This is a genomic window from Hymenobacter nivis (genome assembly GCF_006439025.1).
Classification (GTDB): Bacteria; Bacteroidota; Bacteroidia; order Cytophagales; family Hymenobacteraceae; genus Hymenobacter; species Hymenobacter nivis_A.
Map to the genome: position 1 here is coordinate 61,388 of NZ_RCYZ01000003.1, position 21,073 is coordinate 82,460.

General features: G+C 65.7%; 16 protein-coding genes. 14 read left to right on the forward strand and 2 right to left on the reverse strand.

What is annotated here, in order from left to right:
* Positions 1-321 precede the first annotated feature (321 nt).
* The 3 genes from EAH73_RS08150 to EAH73_RS08160 all read left to right on the forward strand — a co-directional run bounded on the left by EAH73_RS08150 (position 322) and on the right by EAH73_RS08160 (position 5,384).
* Positions 322-3,687 (forward strand): TonB-dependent receptor, encoded by a 3,366-nt coding sequence (locus tag EAH73_RS08150; protein ID WP_140466006.1) that lies wholly within the window; start codon positions 322-324, stop codon positions 3,685-3,687.
* Between the two features lie 189 nt (positions 3,688-3,876).
* A complete protein-coding gene (locus EAH73_RS08155; protein WP_140466007.1) occupies positions 3,877-4,659 on the forward strand; it encodes a S1/P1 nuclease in 783 nt (260 codons plus the stop codon).
* 227 nt (positions 4,660-4,886) lie between these two features.
* Positions 4,887-5,384, forward strand: a complete 498-nt coding sequence (locus tag EAH73_RS08160) for a hypothetical protein (protein WP_140466008.1) — start codon at positions 4,887-4,889, stop codon at positions 5,382-5,384.
* Positions 5,385-5,483: 99 nt separating this feature from the next.
* Here EAH73_RS08160 and EAH73_RS08165 read toward each other — a convergent pair whose 3' ends face one another.
* Both EAH73_RS08165 and EAH73_RS08170 read right to left on the reverse strand, forming a co-directional pair.
* Positions 5,484-6,017: an RNA polymerase sigma factor gene (locus EAH73_RS08165; protein WP_140466009.1), complete on the reverse strand. Its 534-nt coding sequence runs from the start codon at positions 6,015-6,017 to the stop codon at positions 5,484-5,486.
* Between the two features lie 217 nt (positions 6,018-6,234).
* Complete coding sequence (locus EAH73_RS08170) at positions 6,235-6,483, reverse strand: hypothetical protein (RefSeq protein WP_140466010.1); 249 nt, start codon at positions 6,481-6,483, stop codon at positions 6,235-6,237.
* A 184-nt stretch (positions 6,484-6,667) separates the two neighbouring features.
* Here EAH73_RS08170 and EAH73_RS08175 point away from each other — a divergent pair, with 184 nt between their 5' ends.
* The 11 genes from EAH73_RS08175 to EAH73_RS08225 all read left to right on the forward strand — a co-directional run bounded on the left by EAH73_RS08175 (position 6,668) and on the right by EAH73_RS08225 (position 21,061).
* The gene (locus EAH73_RS08175; protein ID WP_140466011.1) at positions 6,668-6,946 is read left to right on the forward strand and encodes a hypothetical protein; all 279 of its coding nucleotides are present in this window, start codon (positions 6,668-6,670) and stop codon (positions 6,944-6,946) included.
* Positions 6,947-7,198: 252 nt separating this feature from the next.
* Positions 7,199-8,527, forward strand: a complete 1,329-nt coding sequence (locus tag EAH73_RS08180; protein ID WP_140466012.1) for a tetratricopeptide repeat protein — start codon at positions 7,199-7,201, stop codon at positions 8,525-8,527.
* Positions 8,528-8,538: 11 nt separating this feature from the next.
* Complete coding sequence (locus tag EAH73_RS08185) at positions 8,539-9,216, forward strand: HupE/UreJ family protein (protein WP_140466013.1); 678 nt, start codon at positions 8,539-8,541, stop codon at positions 9,214-9,216.
* Between the two features lie 181 nt (positions 9,217-9,397).
* A complete protein-coding gene (locus EAH73_RS08190) occupies positions 9,398-9,790 on the forward strand; it encodes a hypothetical protein (RefSeq protein WP_140466014.1) in 393 nt (130 codons plus the stop codon).
* A gap of 141 nt (positions 9,791-9,931) precedes the next feature.
* Entirely contained in the window at positions 9,932-12,268 is a 2,337-nt protein-coding gene (locus EAH73_RS08195; RefSeq protein ID WP_161599479.1) for a TonB-dependent receptor, read from the forward strand.
* A 539-nt stretch (positions 12,269-12,807) separates the two neighbouring features.
* Positions 12,808-14,604, forward strand: coding sequence for a DUF4331 domain-containing protein (locus EAH73_RS08200; protein WP_240047184.1), 1,797 nt, complete (start codon positions 12,808-12,810; stop codon positions 14,602-14,604).
* Between the two features lie 33 nt (positions 14,605-14,637).
* Positions 14,638-18,417 (forward strand): DUF4331 family protein, encoded by a 3,780-nt coding sequence (locus EAH73_RS08205; protein ID WP_140466016.1) that lies wholly within the window; start codon positions 14,638-14,640, stop codon positions 18,415-18,417.
* Positions 18,418-18,518: 101 nt separating this feature from the next.
* Positions 18,519-18,731: a PID-CTERM protein-sorting domain-containing protein gene (locus tag EAH73_RS08210; protein ID WP_240047185.1), complete on the forward strand. Its 213-nt coding sequence runs from the start codon at positions 18,519-18,521 to the stop codon at positions 18,729-18,731.
* 211 nt (positions 18,732-18,942) lie between these two features.
* Positions 18,943-19,488: an exosortase X gene (gene xrtX, locus EAH73_RS08215; protein WP_140466017.1), complete on the forward strand. Its 546-nt coding sequence runs from the start codon at positions 18,943-18,945 to the stop codon at positions 19,486-19,488.
* Positions 19,472-19,963, forward strand: coding sequence for an XrtX-associated membrane protein (locus tag EAH73_RS08220; protein WP_240047186.1), 492 nt, complete (start codon positions 19,472-19,474; stop codon positions 19,961-19,963). The genes xrtX and EAH73_RS08220 overlap by 17 nt, the downstream gene beginning before the upstream one ends.
* A 168-nt stretch (positions 19,964-20,131) precedes the next feature.
* Positions 20,132-21,061: a helix-turn-helix domain-containing protein gene (locus EAH73_RS08225; RefSeq protein ID WP_140466018.1), complete on the forward strand. Its 930-nt coding sequence runs from the start codon at positions 20,132-20,134 to the stop codon at positions 21,059-21,061.
* The last annotated feature ends 12 nt before the right edge of the window (positions 21,062-21,073 follow it).

Here is a 21,073-nt window from a genome sequence, read left to right on the forward strand (position 1 = left end):
CCCGCCCTAGTTTTGCACCCCTCTAAAGCGAATTATAACATGCGAAATAATTAATACTCGCCTTAGTATTTAATTATTCGCTGGTTTTTTTGATTCTAGTAATTAATTATTTTCCCGCCATTCAATCCCGGCAATTAATTATTACCACCACTTATAGCGCCGTCCGCACCGTGCCAAACCGTTGCGTTGATGCCAACGACACAATGAAACTGCAGGCGCCAATTAATTACCAAACGGCCTGCCGTTCCCGGGTTTAATTCTGCGCGCTGGGCCCCTCGCTACTCCTACTGTCTTTCCATCTTTCTACCCATCCCTTTTTCAATGAAACAACTGTTATTTATTATCCTGGCCGTGCTGCTGACCACGCTGGGCGTGCGCGCCCAGGTAACGACCAGCAGCCTGACCGGCCTAATCAAGGACGCCAAGGGCGAGCCGTCCATCGGGGCCACGGTGCGGGCCGTGCACACGCCCAGTGGCACCACCTACGGCGTGGCCACCAACGCCGAGGGCCGGTTCACCATCCAGAACATGCGCATCGGGGGACCCTACACCGTGGAAATCAGCTACGTGGGGGCCCGCACCGCCACCCGCACCGACGTGGTGCTCCAGCTCGACCAGCCCTACGTGCTGAACGTGACGCTGGGCGCGGCCGACACCCAGCTGCAGGAAGTGACGGTGACGGCCAGCAACCCGCGCTCCATCCTGAACTCGGACCGCACCGGCTCGGTGACCACCATCGACCGCCGCGCCCTGCAGCGGCTGCCCTCCATCAGCCGCAGCCTCAACGACTTCACGCGCCTCACGCCCCAGGCCAACGGCAGCGCCATCGGCGGGGGCAGCACCCGCTCGAACTACTTCAGCGTGGACGGTTCGGACTTTAACAACAACTTCGGCATCGGGGGCAACCTGCCGGCGGGCGGCTCGCCCATTTCGCTCGACGCCATCGAGGAGATTTCGGTGAACGTAACGCCCTACGACGTGCGCCAGTCGGGCTTCACCGGCGCGGCCATCAACGCCGTGACGCGCGCTGGCACCAACGACTTCGCGGGCTCGGCCTACGGCTACTTCAACAACCAGAAGTTCCGGGGCGACCGGGTGGGCGACCAGCGCGTGATCCTGCAAGACCAGCGCTTTTACCAGTACGGCGCCCGCCTCGGGGGCCCCATCATCAAGAACAAGCTGTTCTTCTTCGGCAACTTCGAAACCGAGGAAAACCGCACTCCCGGCCAGCAGCGCACCGCCGCCACGGCCGCCGCGCCCTTCGGCAGCGGCACCAACGTGGCGCGCCCCACGGCCACCGAGCTCGACACGTACGCAGCGTTTCTGCGCGAGAAATACGGCTACGACCCCGGCGCCTACCAGGGCTACAGCCTGCTGGCCCCGCGCACCAAAATCCTGGGCCGCATCGACTGGAACATCGCCCAGAACCACCACTTCAACGTGCGCTACAGCCAGGTGGAGGGCAAAGGCGTGAACTTTCCCAGCACGTCGCGCAGCCCCTTCGGCGGCTACCGCTACCCCAACCCCAACGGCAACGGCACCTTCCTCGACGGCAGCGGCAACCGCCAGCAGAACTCGGCCCTGTTCTACCAGAACGCCAACTACTTCCAGGAAGCCAACTTCTACTCGCTGGCGGCCGAGCTGAACTCGACCTTCGGCAAGAACGGCAGCACTACCAACACCCTGCGCGGCACCTACACCCGCCAGAACGACCCGCGCAGCTCGCCCAGCAGCACGCTGTTTCCGTTTGTTGACATCCTCAAGGACGGCACGCCGTTTACCTCGTTCGGCACCGAGCCCTTCACCTACGGCAACCTGCGCGACGTAAAAATCTACTCCATTAAGGACGACTTTACCTGGGTGCTGGGCCGCCACAACTTCACGGCCGGCTACCAGGGCGACTTCAGCGAAACCAAGAACGGCTTCCAGCGCTTCGGCACGGGCTACTACACATTTGCATCGTGGGACGACTTCGCCACCGGCAAAAACCCGGTCGACTTTGGCATCACGTACTCGCTGACGCCCGGCTACGAGCAGGCCTTCCCGAGCTTCAAGTACCAGCAGCACGCGCTCTACTTGCAGGATGAGGTGGCCGTGTCGGACCGCCTGCGCATCACCGGCGGCCTGCGCGTCGACCTCACGCACTACGCCAACACCCTGCGCTCGTTCCAAAAAGTGGCCGACCTGAATTTTGCTGGCGGCGAGAAAATTGACGTGGCGGCCCTGCCCGGCAACCAGGTGCTGTACTCGCCGCGCGTAGGCTTCAACCTCGACGTGCTCGGCAACCGCAGCTTGCAGCTGCGCGGCGGCTCGGGCATCTTCACGGGCCGCGTGCCCTACGTGTGGATCGTGAGCCAGGCCGGCGACGCGGGCACGCTGCAAATCACGCAGACCTACGGGGCCTCGCAGGGCAGCGGCAACCCCACAGTGCCGGGCCCCTTCAACCCCGACCCCACCGCCTACCGGCCGACCACGACGCCGGCCCCCGGCACCGTGGTCCCGAGCACCACGTCGTCGCTGGCCCAAAACTTCCGCTTCCCGCAAACCTGGAAGAGCAGCCTGGCCCTCGACGCCAAACTGCCCGGGGGCATCGTGGGTACGGTGGAGGCCATCGTGAACCGCGACATCAACGCGGCGGTGTACCGCAACGCCAACCTAGTGAACCCGCAGGCCCTTGGTGGGGGCCCCGACAACCGCTTGGTGTACCCCAACGCCACCAACGCCAAGTTCGTCAACCCCCTCAACGCGGCGGGCCAGCCGGTGGCCACCGGGGCCGCCGCGGGCACTGGGGCGTACAACGCCATCGTGCTCGGCAACGCCTCGCAGGGCTACTACCTCTCGGTGACGGGCAAGCTCGACAAACAGTTCAGCAACAACCTCTTCGGCTCGGTGGCCTACACCTACACCGATTCGAAGAACCTGTTTGACGGCGGCGGCGACCAGCCCCTGTCGGCCTGGCAGGGCACGCCCACCGTCAACGGTTCCAACAATCTGGCCCTGAGCTACAACGGCAACACCTTGCCCCACCGCGTCATCGGCTCGCTCTCCTACCGCGCTGAGTACCTGGGCCACCTGGGCACCACCATTTCGATGTACTACGAAGGCGCCACCCAGGGCCGCTACTCCTATACCTACTCGACCGACTTCAACCGCGACGGCGCCAACGCCGACTTGATTTACATTCCCAAGGATGCCTCGGAAATCACCTTCGTGCCCGTGACGGTGGGCACCGGGGCCGCGGCCGTGACGTACTCGGCCCAGCAGCAGAGCGATGCCTTCTTCAAGTTTGTGGACCAGGACAAGTACCTGAGCCAGCGCAAGGGCCAGTACGCCGAGCGCAACGGGGCCCAGCTGCCCTGGCGCAGCGAGGTGGACGTGAAGATTCTGCAGGACCTGTTCACCAACGTGGGCGGCAAGCGCAACTCGCTGCAGCTCAGCCTCGACATCTTCAACCTGGGCAACCTGCTGAACAACAACTGGGGCCGCCAGCAGCAGCTCACCTACAACACCTTCCTGGAGCCGCAAAACGTGGCCGCCCTCACCACGGCCGCCACCAGCCCCAAGCCGACCTTCCGCCTGGGCCGCGACAACGTAACCAACCAGCTCATCAGCAACACGTTCCGTGACGCCGTGAACACAGGCTCGACTTACTACATGCAGGTGGGCCTGCGCTACATCTTCAATTAATAGCGCAGGCGAGAATTTATCATTGCTAATTAATTCTGGCTATTTAATTAATTGCGCAGTGAGAAATCTAATAATTAACTCATTTCTTTTTACGGTTTAACTCCTTTACAAAAGCCCGTTGTTCACGCCGAGCAACGGGCTTTTATTTGCCACTTACTGGCTGTTTTCTACTCCTTCAAAAACTGCTTTATGTTCCGCAAGTACCTGGCCGTGGCCTGTTTGAGTTTGTTACCCTTCAGCCTGCGGGCTTGGGGCGTGGTGGGGCACCGCGCCATCGGCCGCATCGCCGAAAACCACCTCACCGACAAAGCCAAGCGCGAAGTGGTCGCCCTGTTGGGCCCCGAAACGCTGCCGCTGGTGAGCACCTACCCCGACGAAATTCGCTCCGACCCAGCCTATAAGTACACGGCCCCCTGGCACTATCTCGACACCACCCACAACCTGCCCTACGCGCAGTACGTGGCCACCATCGACACCATCAAGGAGCCCAACGCCTACCTGGCCTTGCAGCAGATGATTGCCCAGCTCAAGGACCCCAGCAAGTCGAAGGCCGACCGGGTGTTTGCCCTCAAGTTCATCGTGCACCTGGTGGGCGACGTGCACCAGCCCATGCACGCGGGCCACAGCGAAGACCAAGGCGGCAACAAGGTGGCCGTCAAGTTCCTGGGCCGCGACCAAAACCTACACAGCCTCTGGGACAGCGGCCTGATTGATTACGAGGGCCTCTCGTACCCCGAGCTGGCCCAGGCGCACGACCACGCCAGCAAGGCCCAGATCCAGCAGTGGCAGCGCGACCCGATGGCCACCTGGCTCTTCGAGTCGTACCAGCTCAGCGAGCCGCTCTACGCCGAAGCCGCCCAAAACTCCACGTTCGACTACCGCTACTTTCCCGTCCACGCCGTGCAGCTGGACCAGCGCCTGCTGCAAGCCGGCATCCGCCTGGCGGGCGTGCTGAACCAGATTTTTGGGTAGCCACGGCGCCGGCCGGGGCCCCAGCGCGGCCCGCCGGCCGCACAAACCCAACGTGCTCAAGCCCCGGGCACGGCCCAAGAGTGGAGCTTGTCCTCGTTAAAAAAGCAATATTGCATCAGTACTGGGCGGGGCAAACGCTGCCGTTTGCGGCCCGTCCGTTTGCCCTGTTCCCTTCCCCGCCGGTGGCGGAGCAGTTTCCCCGCCGGCCCCACCCACCTTTCTACCTTATGAACAATTCCAAACAAGTGCTCGTGGACCAACTGGCCGGAGCCGTGGCCCCACACCTGAGCGCCGACGCAACCGCCGACCAACCCAAAGCCGTGCAAAAAGCCGTGCGGAAGCTGGCCAAGCAGCTGCTCAAAACCCAGACCAAAGCCCAAGCCAAGGCCCAGGGCAAAGCAAAGGGCGCTACCGGGGCCCCGGCAGACGCTACCGCCGCACCCACGCCCAAGGCCCAGCGCCAAACCCTGGCCGGCGAACTCACCACCCTGACGCAGGCCTACTTGGGCGCGGGCGACAACGCGGCCCTCGCCCCGCCCAAAGCCGTGGCCAAGATGGTGAAGCGCCTGGCGGGCAAGCTCGTGAAGCAGCGCCGCAAGCTGGCCAAGCACGCCGCCAAAGCCGTCCGCAAAGCCGCCAAGGCACCCGCAGCTACCGCCCCAGCGCGCCGCCCGGCGGCCACCAAGCGCCCCGCCGCCAAAGCCCCGCGCACCGTAGCCGCCTAGCGCGCCACTTACCACCCATTTCCAAACGCCAACGGCCCGTTGTACGGGCCGTTGGCGTTTGCTATTTATAATAAGCCCGTTATAATAAGCGCGGGGCCCCTACAGCCAGCGGGCTAGGCGGCGCTTGGCAGTGCTGGCCCAGGTTTTCACGGTGCTCAGGGGCACGGCCAGTTCCTCGGCGGCCTCGGGGTAGGTGTAGCCGCCGAAGTAGAGCAGCTCCAGCGTGCGGCGGTGCTCGGGCCGCAAGCGGCTCAGCAGCTCGGCCAGGCCGATGTGCTCGGGCCAGAACACCGCTGGGGCGGCGGGCTCGGCCCCAAGCAGCGCCAGCTGGGCGATGGGCGTGGTGCGCCGGCCTTGGCGCACGGCGCGGCTCCGCAGGTGGTCCACGGCGGTGTTGACGCAGATGCGCGCCGCCCAGGTGTAAAGGCGGCCGCGGGTGGGGTCGTAAGTGGCCACGGCCAGCCACACCTTCAACAGGCCCTCTTGCAGCACGTCTTCCGCGCTCTGGGGGTCGCGCACCAGCTGGCGCACCTGCGCCAGCAGGGCCCCGCGGTAGCGCTCGTAGAAGCGGGCCATCGCGGCCCCATCGCCGGCGCGGAGTTGTTGCACAAGCTCATCTTCGTCCTCAGGCATCAATGGGGCGCTGGGCGCCGGTGGTGAAGCCAGACCTACGACGTTGGCCCCCACCCCGGATTGCCCGGCGCAAGGCCGCAGGCAGACCCACTTTTTGAGGCCCCGATCGCGGCGCGGGCGGGCGGCTAGCGCGCAGCAGGGCAGCGCGTTGCCCAGCCCGGGGCCCTCACTGCCCGGTCTGGGCGGGGCCAAGCTATGCGGGACCGGGCGGGCGGGCTCAGTGGGCGGCCAGCAGGCGCCAGCAGGCGGGCGTCTGGCGGCGGCGGCAGCGCCCCTCGATGGCGTAGCGCAGCTCCAGCAGGCTCAGGGCCCCGGCGGCGTAGGCCTCGTACAAATCGCCGGACAGGGGCCGCTGGGGTGCGCCCCAGGCCTGCACGTGGGCGCGCGCATCGGCCAGCGACTGCCGCCGCTGGGCTTCGTGCGCGGGGTTGGTAGCGACAATCCAGGACGGGGCGAGCAGGTTCACGGTACGATTAATATATTTTTTGTAAATATATATCGCCGCCGCACGCTTGTGCAAGTGGCCAAATCGTTTTTGCAACGCCCAGCGCCGCGGGGGCCCCGGGCAGTGCGCAGGGGCCCCACGGCGGGCACAACCCTGCGGCCGCGTTGTGGGTAAAAGGGCTACGCATCATCTCAACGGCTTTTTTATGAAAACCTTCCTCTCATTAGTAGCTGCCAGCTTGTGCAGCATCGGGGTGGCCACCGCCCAAACCGCCCCCGCCCAAACCTTGCCCAGCACCGGCGCCGTGGCCCCCAACGCCGTGCCCAGCGGCACGGCCCCCGTGCCCAGCAACCCCGACGGCGCGGTATCGGCCGGCGAAGTATTCACCAAGGGTGCGCCCAGGGCCAATGACGCGCAGGCCAAGCGCGCCGCGCGGAAGCAGCAGAAGATGGCCGGCAAAGGCAAGATGAAAGACAAAATGTAGGCCCACTGCTGGCCCACTGCCCCGGCCCCGCTCCAGGGGCCCTGCTGCACTTGCGGCGGGGCCCCGGGACGGGGCTTTTTGGCGCACAAAAAAATACTATTAAAACCCAAAGCCAATCAGGGAGTTGCCCCGTACATTGCTGGCCTTCCGGCGCCCGCGGGCGCTGGCCCGGGGCCCCAGGGACCCTACCTGCGCCCCGCCGCCGGGGGCCCAACCGCCGCCTGCCCTCTCACCCTTCCTCCCACTTGTGCTTTGAGAAAATACCTCTACCCCGTATTACTGCTGGTGTTTGGCGCGCTCGTGGCGGCCATTTACGTATTTAAGAAGCCCGACCTGCACGCCCCCGAGCTGCGCGAGCGCCACGGCCGCCTGGCGCTGGGCGGCGAGTGGGTGAACACGAAAAACGCCATCCAGGGCCTGCTGGCCAAGCTGCGCCAAGACCCCACCGACCAGAAAAGCCGCCTGCTGCTGGCCCAGGCCTACATGCAGGAAGGCCGCGTGACCGGCGACCACCCGTACTACGACGCCGCCGCCGTACAGCTGCTCGACGACGTGCTGGCCGCCGAGCCCGACAACTTTGAGGCCCTGGCCTGCAAGGCGTCCATCAGCCTCACGCAGCACCACTTTTCGCAGGGCCTGGCGCTGGCCCAGCAGGCGCAGGAAATCAACCCCAACAGCGGCTTCGTGTACGGCCTGCTCACCGACGCCAACGTGGAACTGGGCCACTACGACGACGCCATTAAAACCGCCGACCGCATGAACCAGGTGCGCCCCGACCTGGGGGCCTACGCCCGGGTGAGCTACCTGCGCGAGATTCGGGGCGACGTGCCCGGGGCCATTCAGGCAATGGACATGGCCGCCAAGGCGGGCCTCGACGGCCTGGAGCAAACCGAGTGGACCCGCGTGGCGCTGGGCCACTTATACGAGGTGAGCGGCGACTTGCCCCGTGCCGCCGCCTGCTACCAGCAGGCCCTGGCAAACCGCCCCGGCTACGCCTACGCCCTGGCCGGCCTGGGCCGGGTGGCGGCCGCCCGCCATGACTACCCGGCCGCCATCCAGCAGTTTCGCCAGGCCCGGGCCGAAGTGAAGGACTACGCCTTCACCGACGAGCTGGTGGACTTGTACCGCCAGAACCACCAACCGGCGGAGGCTAATAAAATGGCCAAGGAATCCATCGACATGCTGGCCAGCGCCGCCCAGCAGGCCAACGACGACGAGGCCCTGGGCCACTACGCCGACCGCGAGCTGGCCTACGCCTACCTCAAAACCAACGAGCTGGACAAGGCCTTGGAGCACGCCCAGATTGAGTACAAGCGTCGGCCCGACAACATTGACGTAAACGAGACCCTGGCCTGGGTGTACTACAAGCGCGGGGCCTACGCCGAGGCCGCCAAGTACATGCAAGTAGCCCGTCGCACCGGCTCCCAGAACCCCGTGCTGCTGGCCCGCGCCGGCCTCATTCTGCTGAAAACCGGCAAGGCCGCTGAGGGCCAGCAGTTGCTCGAAAAATCTCTCAAAACGGCCCCCTACCTCAACCCCGAGGTGAGCGCCGAGGGCGAGAAACTGCTGGCCCAGCGCTAGGGCCCCGCACCATGCGCCGCCCGCCCGCCGCCCGCCTGCTGCTCGTTGCCGCCGTGCCGCTGCTGGTGCTGGGGGCCCTGCCGGCCGCGGCCCACGTCATCGACGCCGACTTGAGCAAGCTCTCGCGCACAGAGGTGTTCTGGACGTATTTGCAGCTCGGCTACACCCACATTTTGCCGCTCGGGCTCGACCATATCTTGTTCGTGCTCAGCCTCTACATCTTGGAGCCGCGACTGCGGCCGGTACTCTGGCAGGCCACGGCCTTTACGGTGGCGCACTCCATCACGCTGGGGTTGGCCATGTACGGCTTCGTGCGGCCGCCGTCGAGCATCGTGGAGCCCGTCATTGCGCTGTCCATCCTGTTCGTGGCGATTGAGAACATCGTCAGCCGCAAGCTCAACCCGTGGCGGCTGGCGGTGGTGTTCGGGTTTGGGCTGGTGCACGGGTTGGGCTTTGCCAGCGCCCTCACCGGGCTGGGGCTGCCGCGCAATGCCTACTTTGGCTCGCTCATTTCCTTCAACGTGGGCGTGGAGCTGGGCCAGGTAACGGTCATTTTGCTGGCCTGGGCCCTCATCGGGCGCTGGGCCGCCGGCAAGCCCTGGTACCACGCCCGGGTGGTGGTACCGGTGTCAGCAGCCATCGGTTTGGTAGCCGCATTTTGGACGGTACAGCGTGTGTTTTTTACCTGAACATACCTTTTTTATACTTTGAGTCACCGTGCTTCGCGTAATAAAGCTCCTCTTTTCGCCTCACTCAAGTAATCGAAGCAATAGAGCGGTAGCGCATTCTGCGGCGTTCTGCCTGATGCTCCTGTCAGCATAACTATCTGGCGGCAAGCTACTCATTACCGCCAATTATCCCAAGTCCTTCATGCGCCGTTCCCTCCTCGCCTTTTTGCTCTTGGCCAACTACCTGCTGGTGGTGGGTGCGGGACTGGTGGCGAGCCGGCCAGAGGTGCCGCGCTTTTCGGCGGCCCACCCCTACGTGCACAGCAAGGCCTGCCAGCAGGGAAACTATTTGCGTCTCGATTGCTTCGAGCACTGTAACGGGGCCCAGGCCGCCCAGGCCCAGCCGCCCACCGGCACGGGCCTGCACTTTCTGGCCCAGCTCAAGGGGCTGGATGTGCACTGCACTACCGCGGTGGCGCAGGTGCCGGGGCCCCAGCGGCCCCCGTTGCCCGCCGGGGCCCCGGCGGTGGGCGGCCCCATGGCCGAAGAAACCGGGTTTGCGGGGCCGCCCACGCCGCCGCCCTGTTGGGGATAAAACTGGAAACGTGCGCCCGGTTGCGGGCGCGCTTGGAGAAGCCGCGGCCGGTACGCCGGGGCCCCAATTTCTCGTTTTTTCTCTACCTGACGCGGCGGTATGGGCATTTTGCACCCGGGCCGGCGTCGCTTTTGGCGCATTATGCTTGCTTCACTTTTACTGAAATTACACCTGGCCGGCCGGCCGGCGGTGGCGCCGTACGCCGTGCTAGGAGCCCTATTGCTAACGGCGCCGGCGGCCCGTGCGCAGGCCCCGGCCGCCCTGCGCGGCACCGTGTCCGACTCGCTTTCGGGCCAGCCGCTGGCGGGCGTGGGCGTGGGCCTGGTGGGCCAGCCCGGCGGCACCGCCACCGATGCCCTCGGGCAGTTTCGCCTCACCGGCCTGCCCGCCGGCACCTACCAGTTGCGGCTGGGGGCCCTGGGCTACCGCCTGAAAACCACCCCGGTAACCCTGCTGGCCGGCGAAACCCGGGGCGTCACCGTGAGCCTGGCCACCACGGCCCTGAACCTGGCCGAAGTGACGGTGCGCCAGCCGCGCGACCCCAACCAAACGCTGGCCGCCATCTCGCACATCGACCAAACGCTGCGGCCCGTGAACTCGGCCCAGGACCTGCTGCGGCTCGTGCCGGGCCTGTTCATTGCCCAGCACGCGGGCGGCGGCAAGGCCGAGCAGATTTTCGTGCGCGGCTTCGACGCCGACCACGGCACCGACTTCGCCGTGAGCATCGACGGGCTGCCGGTGAACATGGTGAGCCACGCCCACGGCCAGGGCTACGCCGATTTCCACTTCGTGATTCCCGAAACGGTGGAGCAGCTCAAGGTGTACAAGGGGCCCTACACGGCGCGGTTCGGCGATTTTGCCACGGCCGGGGCGGGCGAGTTCAGCACCAAAACCAGCCTCGACCGCAGCCAGGTGAAGCTGGAAGTGGGCCAGTACGACACCCGCCGGGCCCTGGTGATGCTCGACTTGCTGGGCACCCACCACCTGCTCAGCCGCAAGCCGGAGAGTGCCTACATCGCCACCGAATACAACTTCACCAACGCCTACTTCGACAACCCCCAGCACTTCAAGCGCTTCAACGGCCTGGCCAAGTACACGGGCCAGCTCTCCGACAAAACGTCGCTGACGCTCTTCGGCTCCTACTTCACCTCGAACTGGGACGCCAGCGGCCAGGTGCCCGACCGCGCCGTGGAACAGGGCCTCATCTCCCGCTTCGGCAGTCTCGACCCCAGCGAGGGCGGCAACACCAACCGCACCAATGCCTACGCGGTGCTCACCACCGCCCTGCCGCACGGCGCCGTGCTGCGCCAGCAGGCGTACTACACGCGCTACAACTTCACGCTGTTCTCGAACTTCACGTTCTTCAAAAACGACCCGGTGAACGGCGACGAAATCAAGCAGACCGATACCGGCCGCAACCTCTACGGCTACACCGGCACCTACGACCGCGACGACCGCCTCGGCGCCCGGGCCCTGCACTCGACCCTGGGCCTGGGCACCCGCCTCGACGACTCGGAGCTGGGCCTGCGCCACGCCGTGCAGCGCCGCGTGCTCGACACGCTGAGCCTGGGCCGGTTGCACGAGCAGAACGTGAATGCCTACCTGGACGAAACCCTGGAGCTGACCGACCGCCTGACGGTGAACGCGGCCCTGCGCGCCGACTGGTTCGTGTTCGATTTCCGGGGGCAGCGGGCCGATTCGACGGGTGCGCAGGGGCCCCTGGCGGGCCGCGTGGGGCGGGGCCGGGTCTCGCCCAAGCTTAACTTTTACTACCAGCTCTCGCCGGCCGTGCAGCTGTTTGCGCGCTCGGGCCTGGGCTTCCACTCCAACGACGCCCGGGGCGTGGTGCAGGGCAGCGGCAGCTTCAACGCGCTGCCCCGCGCCACCGGGGCCGAGGTGGGCAGCACCTTCAAGCCCGTGCCGGCGCTGGTGGTGAACGCCGCTCTGTGGTCGCTGCGCCTGCAAGACGAGCTGGTGTACTCCGGCGACGAGGGCACCACCGAGAGCGTGGGCCCCACCCAGCGCTACGGCCTCGACGTATCGGCCCGCTACCAGCTCTCGGCCCGGTTTTTCCTCGACGGTGACTTCAACTACAGCCACGGCCGCATCCTCGACGCCGCCGAGGGCAATAACCGCATTCCGCTGGCTCCCACCTTCACCAGCATTGGGGGCCTCACCATGCGCCAGCCCAACGGCTTGAGCGCCAGCCTCCGCTACCGCCACATCGACAGCCGCGCGGCCATCGAGGACAACAGCATCCGGGCCCGGGGCTACTTCCTGCTCGATGCCGTGGCCGCCTACACCCGCCCCCGCTACCAGGTGGGCGTGCAAGTGCAAAACCTGCTGAACGTGCAGTGGAACGAGGCCCAGTTTGCCACCGACAGCCAACTGCGCGGCGAAACTGCATCGGTGAACGAGCTAAACTTCACCCCCGGCACGCCCTTCTACCTCAAGGCCAACGCCAGCGTGTTCTTCTAGAAACCCAGGAGGTTCAGGCGTTTGATAATCAAAAAAGCCGGCTCTCTTGGGCCGGCTTTTTTGCGTCCGGCCACCACTTGGGGCCCCGGCGCGCGGGCGCACCACAGAAATAAAGTGCCCGTACGATGCCAGCAATAACTTTTCAAGAAAAAGTTCAATCTCCGAAGTCCAATCGGAACTTAGCATCGTAGGTAACGCCGCAAGGATATAATTTATTGCATGCTATTGGTTTCGCAGCGTTTATAAAATCTTAGGGTTGAGCTACGGCAATCGCCGTTTCTACTAGTTTTTCGTTGCCCCACGCAGGGGCCCCAGCGTCGTTTTTTTAGCCGCGCCCCTGCTACGTCCCGCTGCAATCCACCCCGTTGCCGGCCTCCACCCGGCAATCCCTTCTACCCAAACCACGTCACGCTTTCCCCACTGGCAAAAACCAGTGCCGGTTCAGCCATGCCTATACTTATCGTTAACTAGTTGTTAAACAATCGGTTAATTTTTTGTTGCTTGCTGGTTTCTCACTTTTTCTCACCCATCGTTTCCCTATGAAAAGTTTTACTAAACCTCTCCAGTGGATGGTGGGGGTCGGGGCCGTGACGGCGCTCTCCGTGTGGAGCACCGTGCGGCACACGCCCCTCGAAGCCAGCAGCCACCGCGAAGCCCCGCTCATTGCCGACGACCCACTCGCCGACAACACCGACGTGTACGCCTTCGTGGACCCCAACGACAAGGACCGGGTGGTGCTCATCGCCGACTACATCCCGTTCCAGCTGCCGCAGGGGGGCCCCAACTATTCCACCTTCGGCGAGAACGTGCGCTACGAGGTGCACGTGAAAAACAACGGCGCCACCGCCGGCGATAACATCACCTACCGCTTCACGTTCACGCGCATGAACGAGGACCCCAGCACGTTTTTTAACGTGCGCCTGGGCAAGCAAAACCTGAAGACCACCTACACCTGCGAGAAAAGCGTGAACGGCGGGGCCTTTACCGCAATCGTTACCAACGGCGTAGTACCAGCTTATAACATCGGGCCGCGCTCCATCGGCACCGCGGTGGGCCTCAACCAACCCTCTTACACCGACCTGCGCCAGCGCGCCGTGGCTACGGCCACCGGCGGCGGCGGCGAGCAGGTGTTCTGCGGCGCTTCTGACGATCCGTTTTTCGTGGACCTCGGGGCCGTATTTGACTTGGCCGGCCTGCGCATCAACCAGGGGGCCCGCGACGGCCTGGCGCAGTACAACGTGCACTCCATCGCGCTGAGCATCCCGATTGCCACGCTGCAAAAGGACAAAAAGCCGGTTTCGGCCGCCGCCAACATCCTCGACGGCGACTACGTAATTGGGGTGTGGGCCTCGGCCAGCCGCCCCTCCATGCGCACGCTGAGCGCCGTGGGGGGCCCCACCGCCACCGCCGGCGACTACGTGCAGGTGTCGCGCCTGGGCATGCCGCTCACCAACGAGGCCATCAACCCCATCGGCGACAAGGACGCCTGGAACCGCACCACGCCCTACGCCGAGGCCGCGATTACCGACGACTACCTTTCGAACCCCGAGCTGGGCCTGTACATGGACGACCGGCAGTTTGGCGGCGCCGTGCCGGCCCTGGCCGCGTTGCGCATCCAAACCAAGTCGCTGGCGGGCACGCCCGGCCTGCCGGCCAACGGCTTCGACTTTGGCAACACGAAATCGGGCCTGTACCCGCTGAAGGGCAACCCGGCCCTGAACGGCACGGCCCTGGCCGACGCCGCCTTCGGCAACTACCTGCTCGTGGCCGGCAAGCCGCGCTCGGTGGACATCAAGCCGATTTTCCACACCGGCGTGCCCAACCTGCCCCCCTACCAGCTGGCTACCGGCAAAGGCGGCAACCCGCTGGCCCCCGGCAAGCCGTTTGTGAACAACTTCATGCCCCTGACGGCCAACGCGAATGGCAACGTCGGCGGCGACATGCTGCGCCTGAACATGGCCGTGCCCGCCACCCCCCGCAACTCGCCCGATTTCAGCAACCAGGGCCTGCTGGCCGCCGCTGTGCTCGGCCTGACGGATGCGCGCTACAACGGCAGCACCACCATCCAAGCCATCCCCAACATGGACGGCTTCCCCAACGGCCGCCGCCTGGAAGATGAAGTGGTGAAGATCGAGTTGCAAGCCGTCAGCGGCGCGGCCCTGGCCGCCATTGGCCTGTGGTACGACGACTACACGCCCACCAGCGCCTCGCCCGTGACGGCCCAGCTGAAGGGGGTATTGAATTTCGCCACGGGCGTGGAGAAGAACGACACCACGTTCCGCGCGGCCTTCCCCTACGTGCAGACGCCGTGGCAGGGCTACCGCATCCGCCGCTAACGCATTTCCTCCAACCAGATCCGTCCGAATCGCATGAATCCTAAATTTATACCCAAGTTCCTGCTGCTGCCCACCGTGGCGGCGGCGGCGGCCGTGGGGCTCTCCGTCTGGAGCACGGCCCGCACCCCGCTCGAAGCCAGTAGCCACCGCGAAGCGCCCCTGATTGCCGACGACCCGGTGGCCGACAACACCGACCTCTACGCCTTCAAAGACCCCAACGACGCGAGCAAAGTCGTCATCATCGCCAACTACATCCCCTTCGAGCTGCCCCACGGGGGCCCCAACTACTCGACGTTTGGTGAGAACGTGCGCTACGAAGTGCACGTGAAAAACAACGGCGCCACCGCCGGCGACGACATTACCTACCGCTTCACCTTCAAGCGGATGAACGAGGACCCCAGCACGTTTTTCAACATCCGCTTGGGCAAGCAAAACCTCAAAACCACCTACACCTGCGAGAAAAGCGTGAACGGGGGCCCCTTCTCGGCCATCGTGACCGAGGGCGTAGTGGCCCCCAACAACATCGGGCCCCGCTCCATCAACTCGGCCGTGGGCCTGAACAAACCTTCCTACACCGACCTGCGCCAGAGCACGGTGACGCCCGCCACCGGCGGCGGCAACGAACAAGTGTTCTGCGGCCCGGCCGACGACCCGTTCTTCGCCGACCTGGGGGCCATTTTTGACCTGGCCAACCTGCGCCCCGCCGGGGCCACCGACGGCCTGGCCCGCAAAAACTGCCACTCCATTGCGCTGAGCATTCCGATTGCCACCCTGCAAAAGGACGGCAAAGCCGTGACGGCCGCTAGCAACATCCTCGACGCCAACTACGTGATTGGCGTGTGGGCCTCGGCCAGCCGCCCGGCCATGCAAACGCTGAGCGCCAGCGCCGCCAACGGCGCCAGCGGCGACTACGTGCAGGTGTCGCGCCTGGGCATGCCGCTCACCAACGAGGTCATCAACCCCATCGGCGGCAAAGACCGCTGGAATGCGCTGACGCCCTACAACGAGGACGCCGCCACCGACGCCTACCTCTCCAACCCCGAGCTGGGCCTGTACGTGGACCAGCGCCTGTTTGGCAGCGCCGTGCCCCAGCTGACGGCTTTGAGCGTGCAAACCAAGTCGCTGGCGGGCTTCCCCGGCCTGCCGGCCAACGGCTTCGACTTCGGCAACACCCAAGGGGGCCTGTACCCGCTGAAGGGCAACGCCGCCCTCGACGGCACGGCCCTGGCCGACGCCGCCTTCGGCAACTACCTGCTCGTGGACAAGAGCCCCCGCTCGGTGGACATCAAGCCCATCTTCCACACCGGCGTGCCCAACCTGCCGCCCTACCAGCTGGCCACCGGCAAGCCCAAGGGCAACCCGCTGGCGGCCGGCAAGCCGTTCATCAACAACTTTCTGCCCCTCACGGCCTCGGGCCGCACCAACCCCGGCGGCGACATGCTGCGCTTGAACATGGCCGTGCCCGCCACCCCGCGCACCTCGGCCGACTTCAGCAACCAGGGCCTGCTGGCCGCCGCCGTGCTCGGCCTGACAGACGGGCGCTTTAACAAGACCACTGACATCCAGAGCATTCCGAACATGGACGGCTTCCCCAACGGGCGCCGCCTGGAGGACGCCGTGGACCAGATTGAGTTGAAGGCCGTGGGCGGCGTGGTACTGGCCGCCATCGGCCTGTGGTACGACGACTACACGCCCGCCAGTGCCTCGCCGGTAACCGCCCAGCTGGGTGGCGTGCTGGCCTTCACCACGGGGGTGGAGAAGAACGACACCACGTTCCGGGCTTCGTTCCCCTACGTGCAGACGCCGTGGATCGGCACGGGTTCGGCCAGCGGCCCGACCAACACCGTTATCGTGCAGAACCTGACCGTGAGCACGGCCATGCCGGTGGAAGCCGGCACCTATAACAACATCACCATCACCGGCACGGGCGCGGCTTCGTTCAACGGCCCCATCGTGGTGAACGGCACCCTGACCGTGCAAGCGGGCGGCGTGCTGAACACCCGCGGCGTGTTGGCCACCAACTGCATCGCCGTGACGGGCCCCGGCAGCTTCGTGCTGATGCCCGGCGCCACGCTGCGCACCTGCAACCCCGACGGCATTGCCACCACCGGCACCACCGGGGCCATCCAAGTGGCCGGTACGCGGACGTACTCCAACGACGCCACCTACGAGTACAACGGCGGCGAAGCCCAGCTTAGCGGCACGGGCCTGCCCAGCCAGGTACGCAGCCTGACCGTGAACAACGCCTCCGGCCTGACCCTGAACAACGGCGGCGTGCGCATCGCCCAAGTGCTGGCCCTCACCAGTGGCAACCTGACCACCAGCGCCAGCCAGCCGCTGACGCTGCTCTCGACGCCCACCGCCGGCACCGCCCTGGTGGTGAACACCAGCGGCGCCGTAGTAGGGCCCGCCACCATGCAGCGCGCCATCGACCCGGCCTTCAACGCCGGCCCGGGCTACCGCCACTATAGCTCGCCGGTGGCCAGCACCACCCTCGACGACCTGGGCACCAACACGCCCAGCTTCAGCCCCATCTTCAACCAGGCCTACAACTCGGCCGGGGCTAATGCTGGCGCGGTGACGCCTTACCCCAACGTGTTCGGCTACGACCAGGCCCGCGTGACCAGCGGTGCCAACGCCACGAGCGCCTTCGACATGGGCTTTGTGGTGCCGATGGGCAGCGACCCGATGGGCATCATGAGCGGCTACGCGGTGAACATCCCGGCCACGGCCGTGGTGGACCTCACCGGCACGCTGAACAACGGGCCCCAGAGCCGCACGAACCTGATGCGCGGCACCCTGCCCCAGAGCGGCTGGCAGCTGCTGGGCAACCCCTACCCCTCGCCCCTGGACTTTAGCCTGGCGGGCGGCGTGACGCGCACCAACCTCGACGACGCCGTGTACGTGTACCAGAGCACTGGCCAGTACGTGGGCCAGTACCGCAGCTACGTGAACGGCGTGGGCAACCCGCAGATTTCGGCCATGCAAGGCTTCTTCGCCCGCGTCAGCGCCGGGCAGACGACGGGCAGCCTCGCCCTGAACAACGCCGCCCGCGTCACCACGTTTGCCACTACCCCCAGCTTCAACCGCGGGGGTGCCGAAACCCGGCCCCTGGTGAACCTGAAGCTGCAAGGCGCCGCCCTGCTGCTGGCCGATGAGGCCAACGTGTACTTCGAGCAAGGCGCCACGGCCGGCTACGATGCCAAGTTCGACGCCTACAAGCTCCCCAGCTCGTCGGGCCTGAGCATCAGCAGCTTCGCCGCCGCCGATGCGCTGTCCATCAACGGCTTGCCGCCGCTGGTGGCCACGGTGGCCACCACCGTACCGCTCGATGTACAGGTGCCCAACACGGGCGTGTTCACCCTGAACGCGGCCAGCGTCATCAACTTCGCCGCCACCACGCAGGTGTTGCTGCTGGACTCGCAGACCGGGGCCCGCATCGACCTCAAGCAGCAGCCCCAGTACACCTTCACGGCGGCCACCACGGCCATGCCGGGCCGCTTCAGCCTGTACTTCGGCCCCTCGGCCGTGCTGGCCACCGCCCCCGCCGCGCTGGCGCAGCAGGTGCAGCTGTACCCCAACCCGGCCCGCGGCAGCTTCACGCTGCTGCTCCCCGCCGAGCTGGGCCGCGCCCCCATCACGGCCACGCTCTACAACCAGCTGGGCCAGGTGGTGTCGCAGCGCACGCTGCCGATGACGGCCGCCGGCGCCACGGCGCAGTTCGACGTGTCGCACCTCGCTTTTGGGATTTACACCCTGCAAATGACCGGCGGCAGCACCAAAGTGGTGAAGCGCTTGACCATTATCCAATAGCCTGACCGCAGCGCCGGGCCGGGGCCCTAAGCCCCGCCCGGCGCTGCCCTGGGCCCGCCCTTTTCGGTTCATCCCATACTTCCTCTTACATCCCTTTTGCCATGAAAAAGAATACCCTGTTCGTCGCCTTGTTCGGCACCGTTGCCTGCTTCCTGCTCGCCGTTGCCCCCGCCCTGGCCCAAGCCCCCGGCTCGGGGGGCCCCACGCCCAACGCCCCCACCGCCGTGCCCATCGACGGCGGCGCGTCCATCCTGCTGGCCAGCGGCGTAGCCCTCGGCCTGAAAAAGCTCCGCGAGCGCCGCCGCGCCCGCTAGCCTTCCCGGGGCCCCATTTGCTTTAGTTGCTAGTTGTCAGTTGCTGGTTGCCAGGCCCAATACACCTGTTGGGCTGACAACCAGCAACTGACAACTGGTATAGGGCAACCTAGAACCTAGCTTGAATCCTATATTCATTCAAGCGCAACAAGTTAATCATCAACGAAAAAGCTAATAGCTACCCGCTAGAAGCTAATGGCTCAACCCTCAAATGGCTGTTATTTTCAGTAAAACCGTCCGGCCGCAGGTGCGCTTTCTGGCCGTGGCCACCGGGCTGTACCTGCTCTGGTGGCTGGGCTACGAGCACGGCCTGGGCCCCGACGGCCGCCTCGACCACGCCCTCTCGGTGCAGGTGGCGCGGGCGGCGGCGTGGGGCCTGCAAGCCTTCGGGTTTGCGGCCAGCACCCTGCCCACCTCCCCCACCCTGCTGCGGATGGCGGGCCAGCCGGCCGTGCTCGTGGGCGACCCCTGCAACGGCCTGGTGCTGTACGCGCTGTTTGCCGGCTTCGTGCTGGCCTACCCCGACACCGGCCGGCGCCGCGGCTGGTTCATCATCGCGGGCACCATCGCGCTGTACTTCGTGAACGTGGCGCGGGTGGCGGTGCTGGCCCTCAACCACACCTACTGGTACCACACCGTCGATTTTAACCACCACTACACCTTCACCTTCGTGGCCTACGCGGCCATCCTGGGCCTGTGGGCGTGGTGGACGGGCAGCCGACCATCTGGCCGCTCGGGCTATGCTTCCGCCGCGTAAGTTCCGCCCCCCGGCGCGCACCTGGGCCCACTGGTTGGCGCTGGCCTTATTTGTGGTGGTGCTGGTGGTGCTGGGCCAGTTTCAGGAGGAAGTATTTGCGGTGCTGACGCGCCTGTGGCGGGCCCCCGGGGCCCTCCTGGTGGGCGGGCCCGGGGCCCCTACCGCCGGGGCCGCCGGGCTGAGCCAGCACAGCCTACCGGCCTCGGTTACGTACCACTTGCTGTACGCCGGGGCCAGCGCCGGGGCCCTGCACGTGCTGCTGCGCGGGCGCGGCACCCGCTGGGTGGTAGCAGGCTTCGGGGTGGCGCTGGTGCTGGGCGTGGGGCTGCTGGCTGCCGGCCGCGCCGGCCACTGGCCCGGGGCCACCGAGCAGGGCCACCGGCTCCTGGGCCTGGCCTCGTCGCCACTGGCGCTGCTGGCCGGCTACGCGCTGGCCCTGCTGGGCCAGCCGGGGGCCCCACCTTCGGAGGCGTAGCGGCATTATGCTTTGATACATGCTTAGGCCGCTGGGTTTTGCCCGGCGGCCTAACTGCGTTTTTAGGGCCCCAGGCAGGGGCGCATCGCTAAGTATACTAACCGGGCAACCGCTGTATGGGCAGGAACAAAGCGCTTGGGCTACCTTTGATTTCTACAACCAAGCGCCATGAAGCCTCACCCCCTCGAAGAGTTGTACAGCAAGTTTGCGCCTGAAGCCGGCGCCGCGGCCGGTGCTTTGCTGCCGGTGGACCGGCAGCGGGAAATCGGGCATTTCAACGTCTTCAACGTGGCGGACCTAATGCTCGATTACCGCAACCGGCCGCCGATGACGTTCGACCGGCGCTCCTTCTACAAAATCAGTTTAATTCGGGGACGCAGCCGGATCGAGTACGCCGACCAGGGGCTTGACGTGGACCGCAACAACCTGTGGTTTGCCTCGCACCGCGTGCCCTACCGCTGGCTGCCGCACGACCAAGCGCAGGTGGGGTACTTCTGCGTTTTTACCGAAGAGTTTTTGCGGCCCGCCAACGGGGGCCTGGTGCTGCACGAGTTGCCGGTTTTTCAGCCCGGCGGCTGCCCGGTGGTGTCGCTCACGGATGAAGAATACGTGGCCATCGAGGTCATTTTCAAAAAAATGACCCTGGAAATTGCTTCTAGCTACGCCTACCGGTACGACCTGCTGCGCGCCTACTTGCTGGAGCTCATTCACCTGGGGCAGAAGCTCCAACCCGCCCCGGTGCTGGCGCCGGCGCACTCGGCCGGGGCCCGGCTGGCGGCCCTGTTTGCCGACCTGCTGGAACGGCAGTTTCCCCTGGAAACCCCGCAGCAGCAGCTGGGCCTGCGCACGGCCACCGACTACGCCGGCCACTTGGCCGTGCACGTGAACCACCTAAACCGGGTGCTGAAGGAAACGACCGGCCACACCACCACCGCCCTCATTAGCGGCCGGGTGGCGCAGGAAGCCAAGATGCTGCTGAAGCAAACGAACTGGACCGCCTCGGAAATTGCCAGCAGCCTGGGCTTTGCCGACGTGGCCCATTTCTGCAACTTCTTCAAGCGCCAAACGGGCCTGGTGCCGGGGGCCTTCCGGGAATAGCGCGATTGTTTG

Coding starts and splice junctions, on each gene's coding strand:
- EAH73_RS08210 (WP_240047185.1), top strand. CDS start 18,519: ATGAAAAAGAATACCCTGTTCGTCGCCTTGTTCGGCACCGTTGCCTGC.
- EAH73_RS08155 (WP_140466007.1), top strand. CDS start 3,877: ATGTTCCGCAAGTACCTGGCCGTGGCCTGTTTGAGTTTGTTACCCTTC.
- EAH73_RS08175 (WP_140466011.1), top strand. CDS start 6,668: ATGAAAACCTTCCTCTCATTAGTAGCTGCCAGCTTGTGCAGCATCGGG.
- EAH73_RS08225 (WP_140466018.1), top strand. CDS start 20,132: ATGAAGCCTCACCCCCTCGAAGAGTTGTACAGCAAGTTTGCGCCTGAA.
- EAH73_RS08190 (WP_140466014.1), top strand. CDS start 9,398: ATGCGCCGTTCCCTCCTCGCCTTTTTGCTCTTGGCCAACTACCTGCTG.
- EAH73_RS08165 (WP_140466009.1), bottom strand. CDS start 6,017: ATGCCTGAGGACGAAGATGAGCTTGTGCAACAACTCCGCGCCGGCGAT.
- EAH73_RS08205 (WP_140466016.1), top strand. CDS start 14,638: ATGAATCCTAAATTTATACCCAAGTTCCTGCTGCTGCCCACCGTGGCG.
- EAH73_RS08160 (WP_140466008.1), top strand. CDS start 4,887: ATGAACAATTCCAAACAAGTGCTCGTGGACCAACTGGCCGGAGCCGTG.
- EAH73_RS08185 (WP_140466013.1), top strand. CDS start 8,539: ATGCGCCGCCCGCCCGCCGCCCGCCTGCTGCTCGTTGCCGCCGTGCCG.
- EAH73_RS08195 (WP_161599479.1), top strand. CDS start 9,932: ATGCTTGCTTCACTTTTACTGAAATTACACCTGGCCGGCCGGCCGGCG.
- xrtX (WP_140466017.1), top strand. CDS start 18,943: ATGGCTGTTATTTTCAGTAAAACCGTCCGGCCGCAGGTGCGCTTTCTG.
- EAH73_RS08220 (WP_240047186.1), top strand. CDS start 19,472: ATGCTTCCGCCGCGTAAGTTCCGCCCCCCGGCGCGCACCTGGGCCCAC.
- EAH73_RS08150 (WP_140466006.1), top strand. CDS start 322: ATGAAACAACTGTTATTTATTATCCTGGCCGTGCTGCTGACCACGCTG.
- EAH73_RS08200 (WP_240047184.1), top strand. CDS start 12,808: ATGAAAAGTTTTACTAAACCTCTCCAGTGGATGGTGGGGGTCGGGGCC.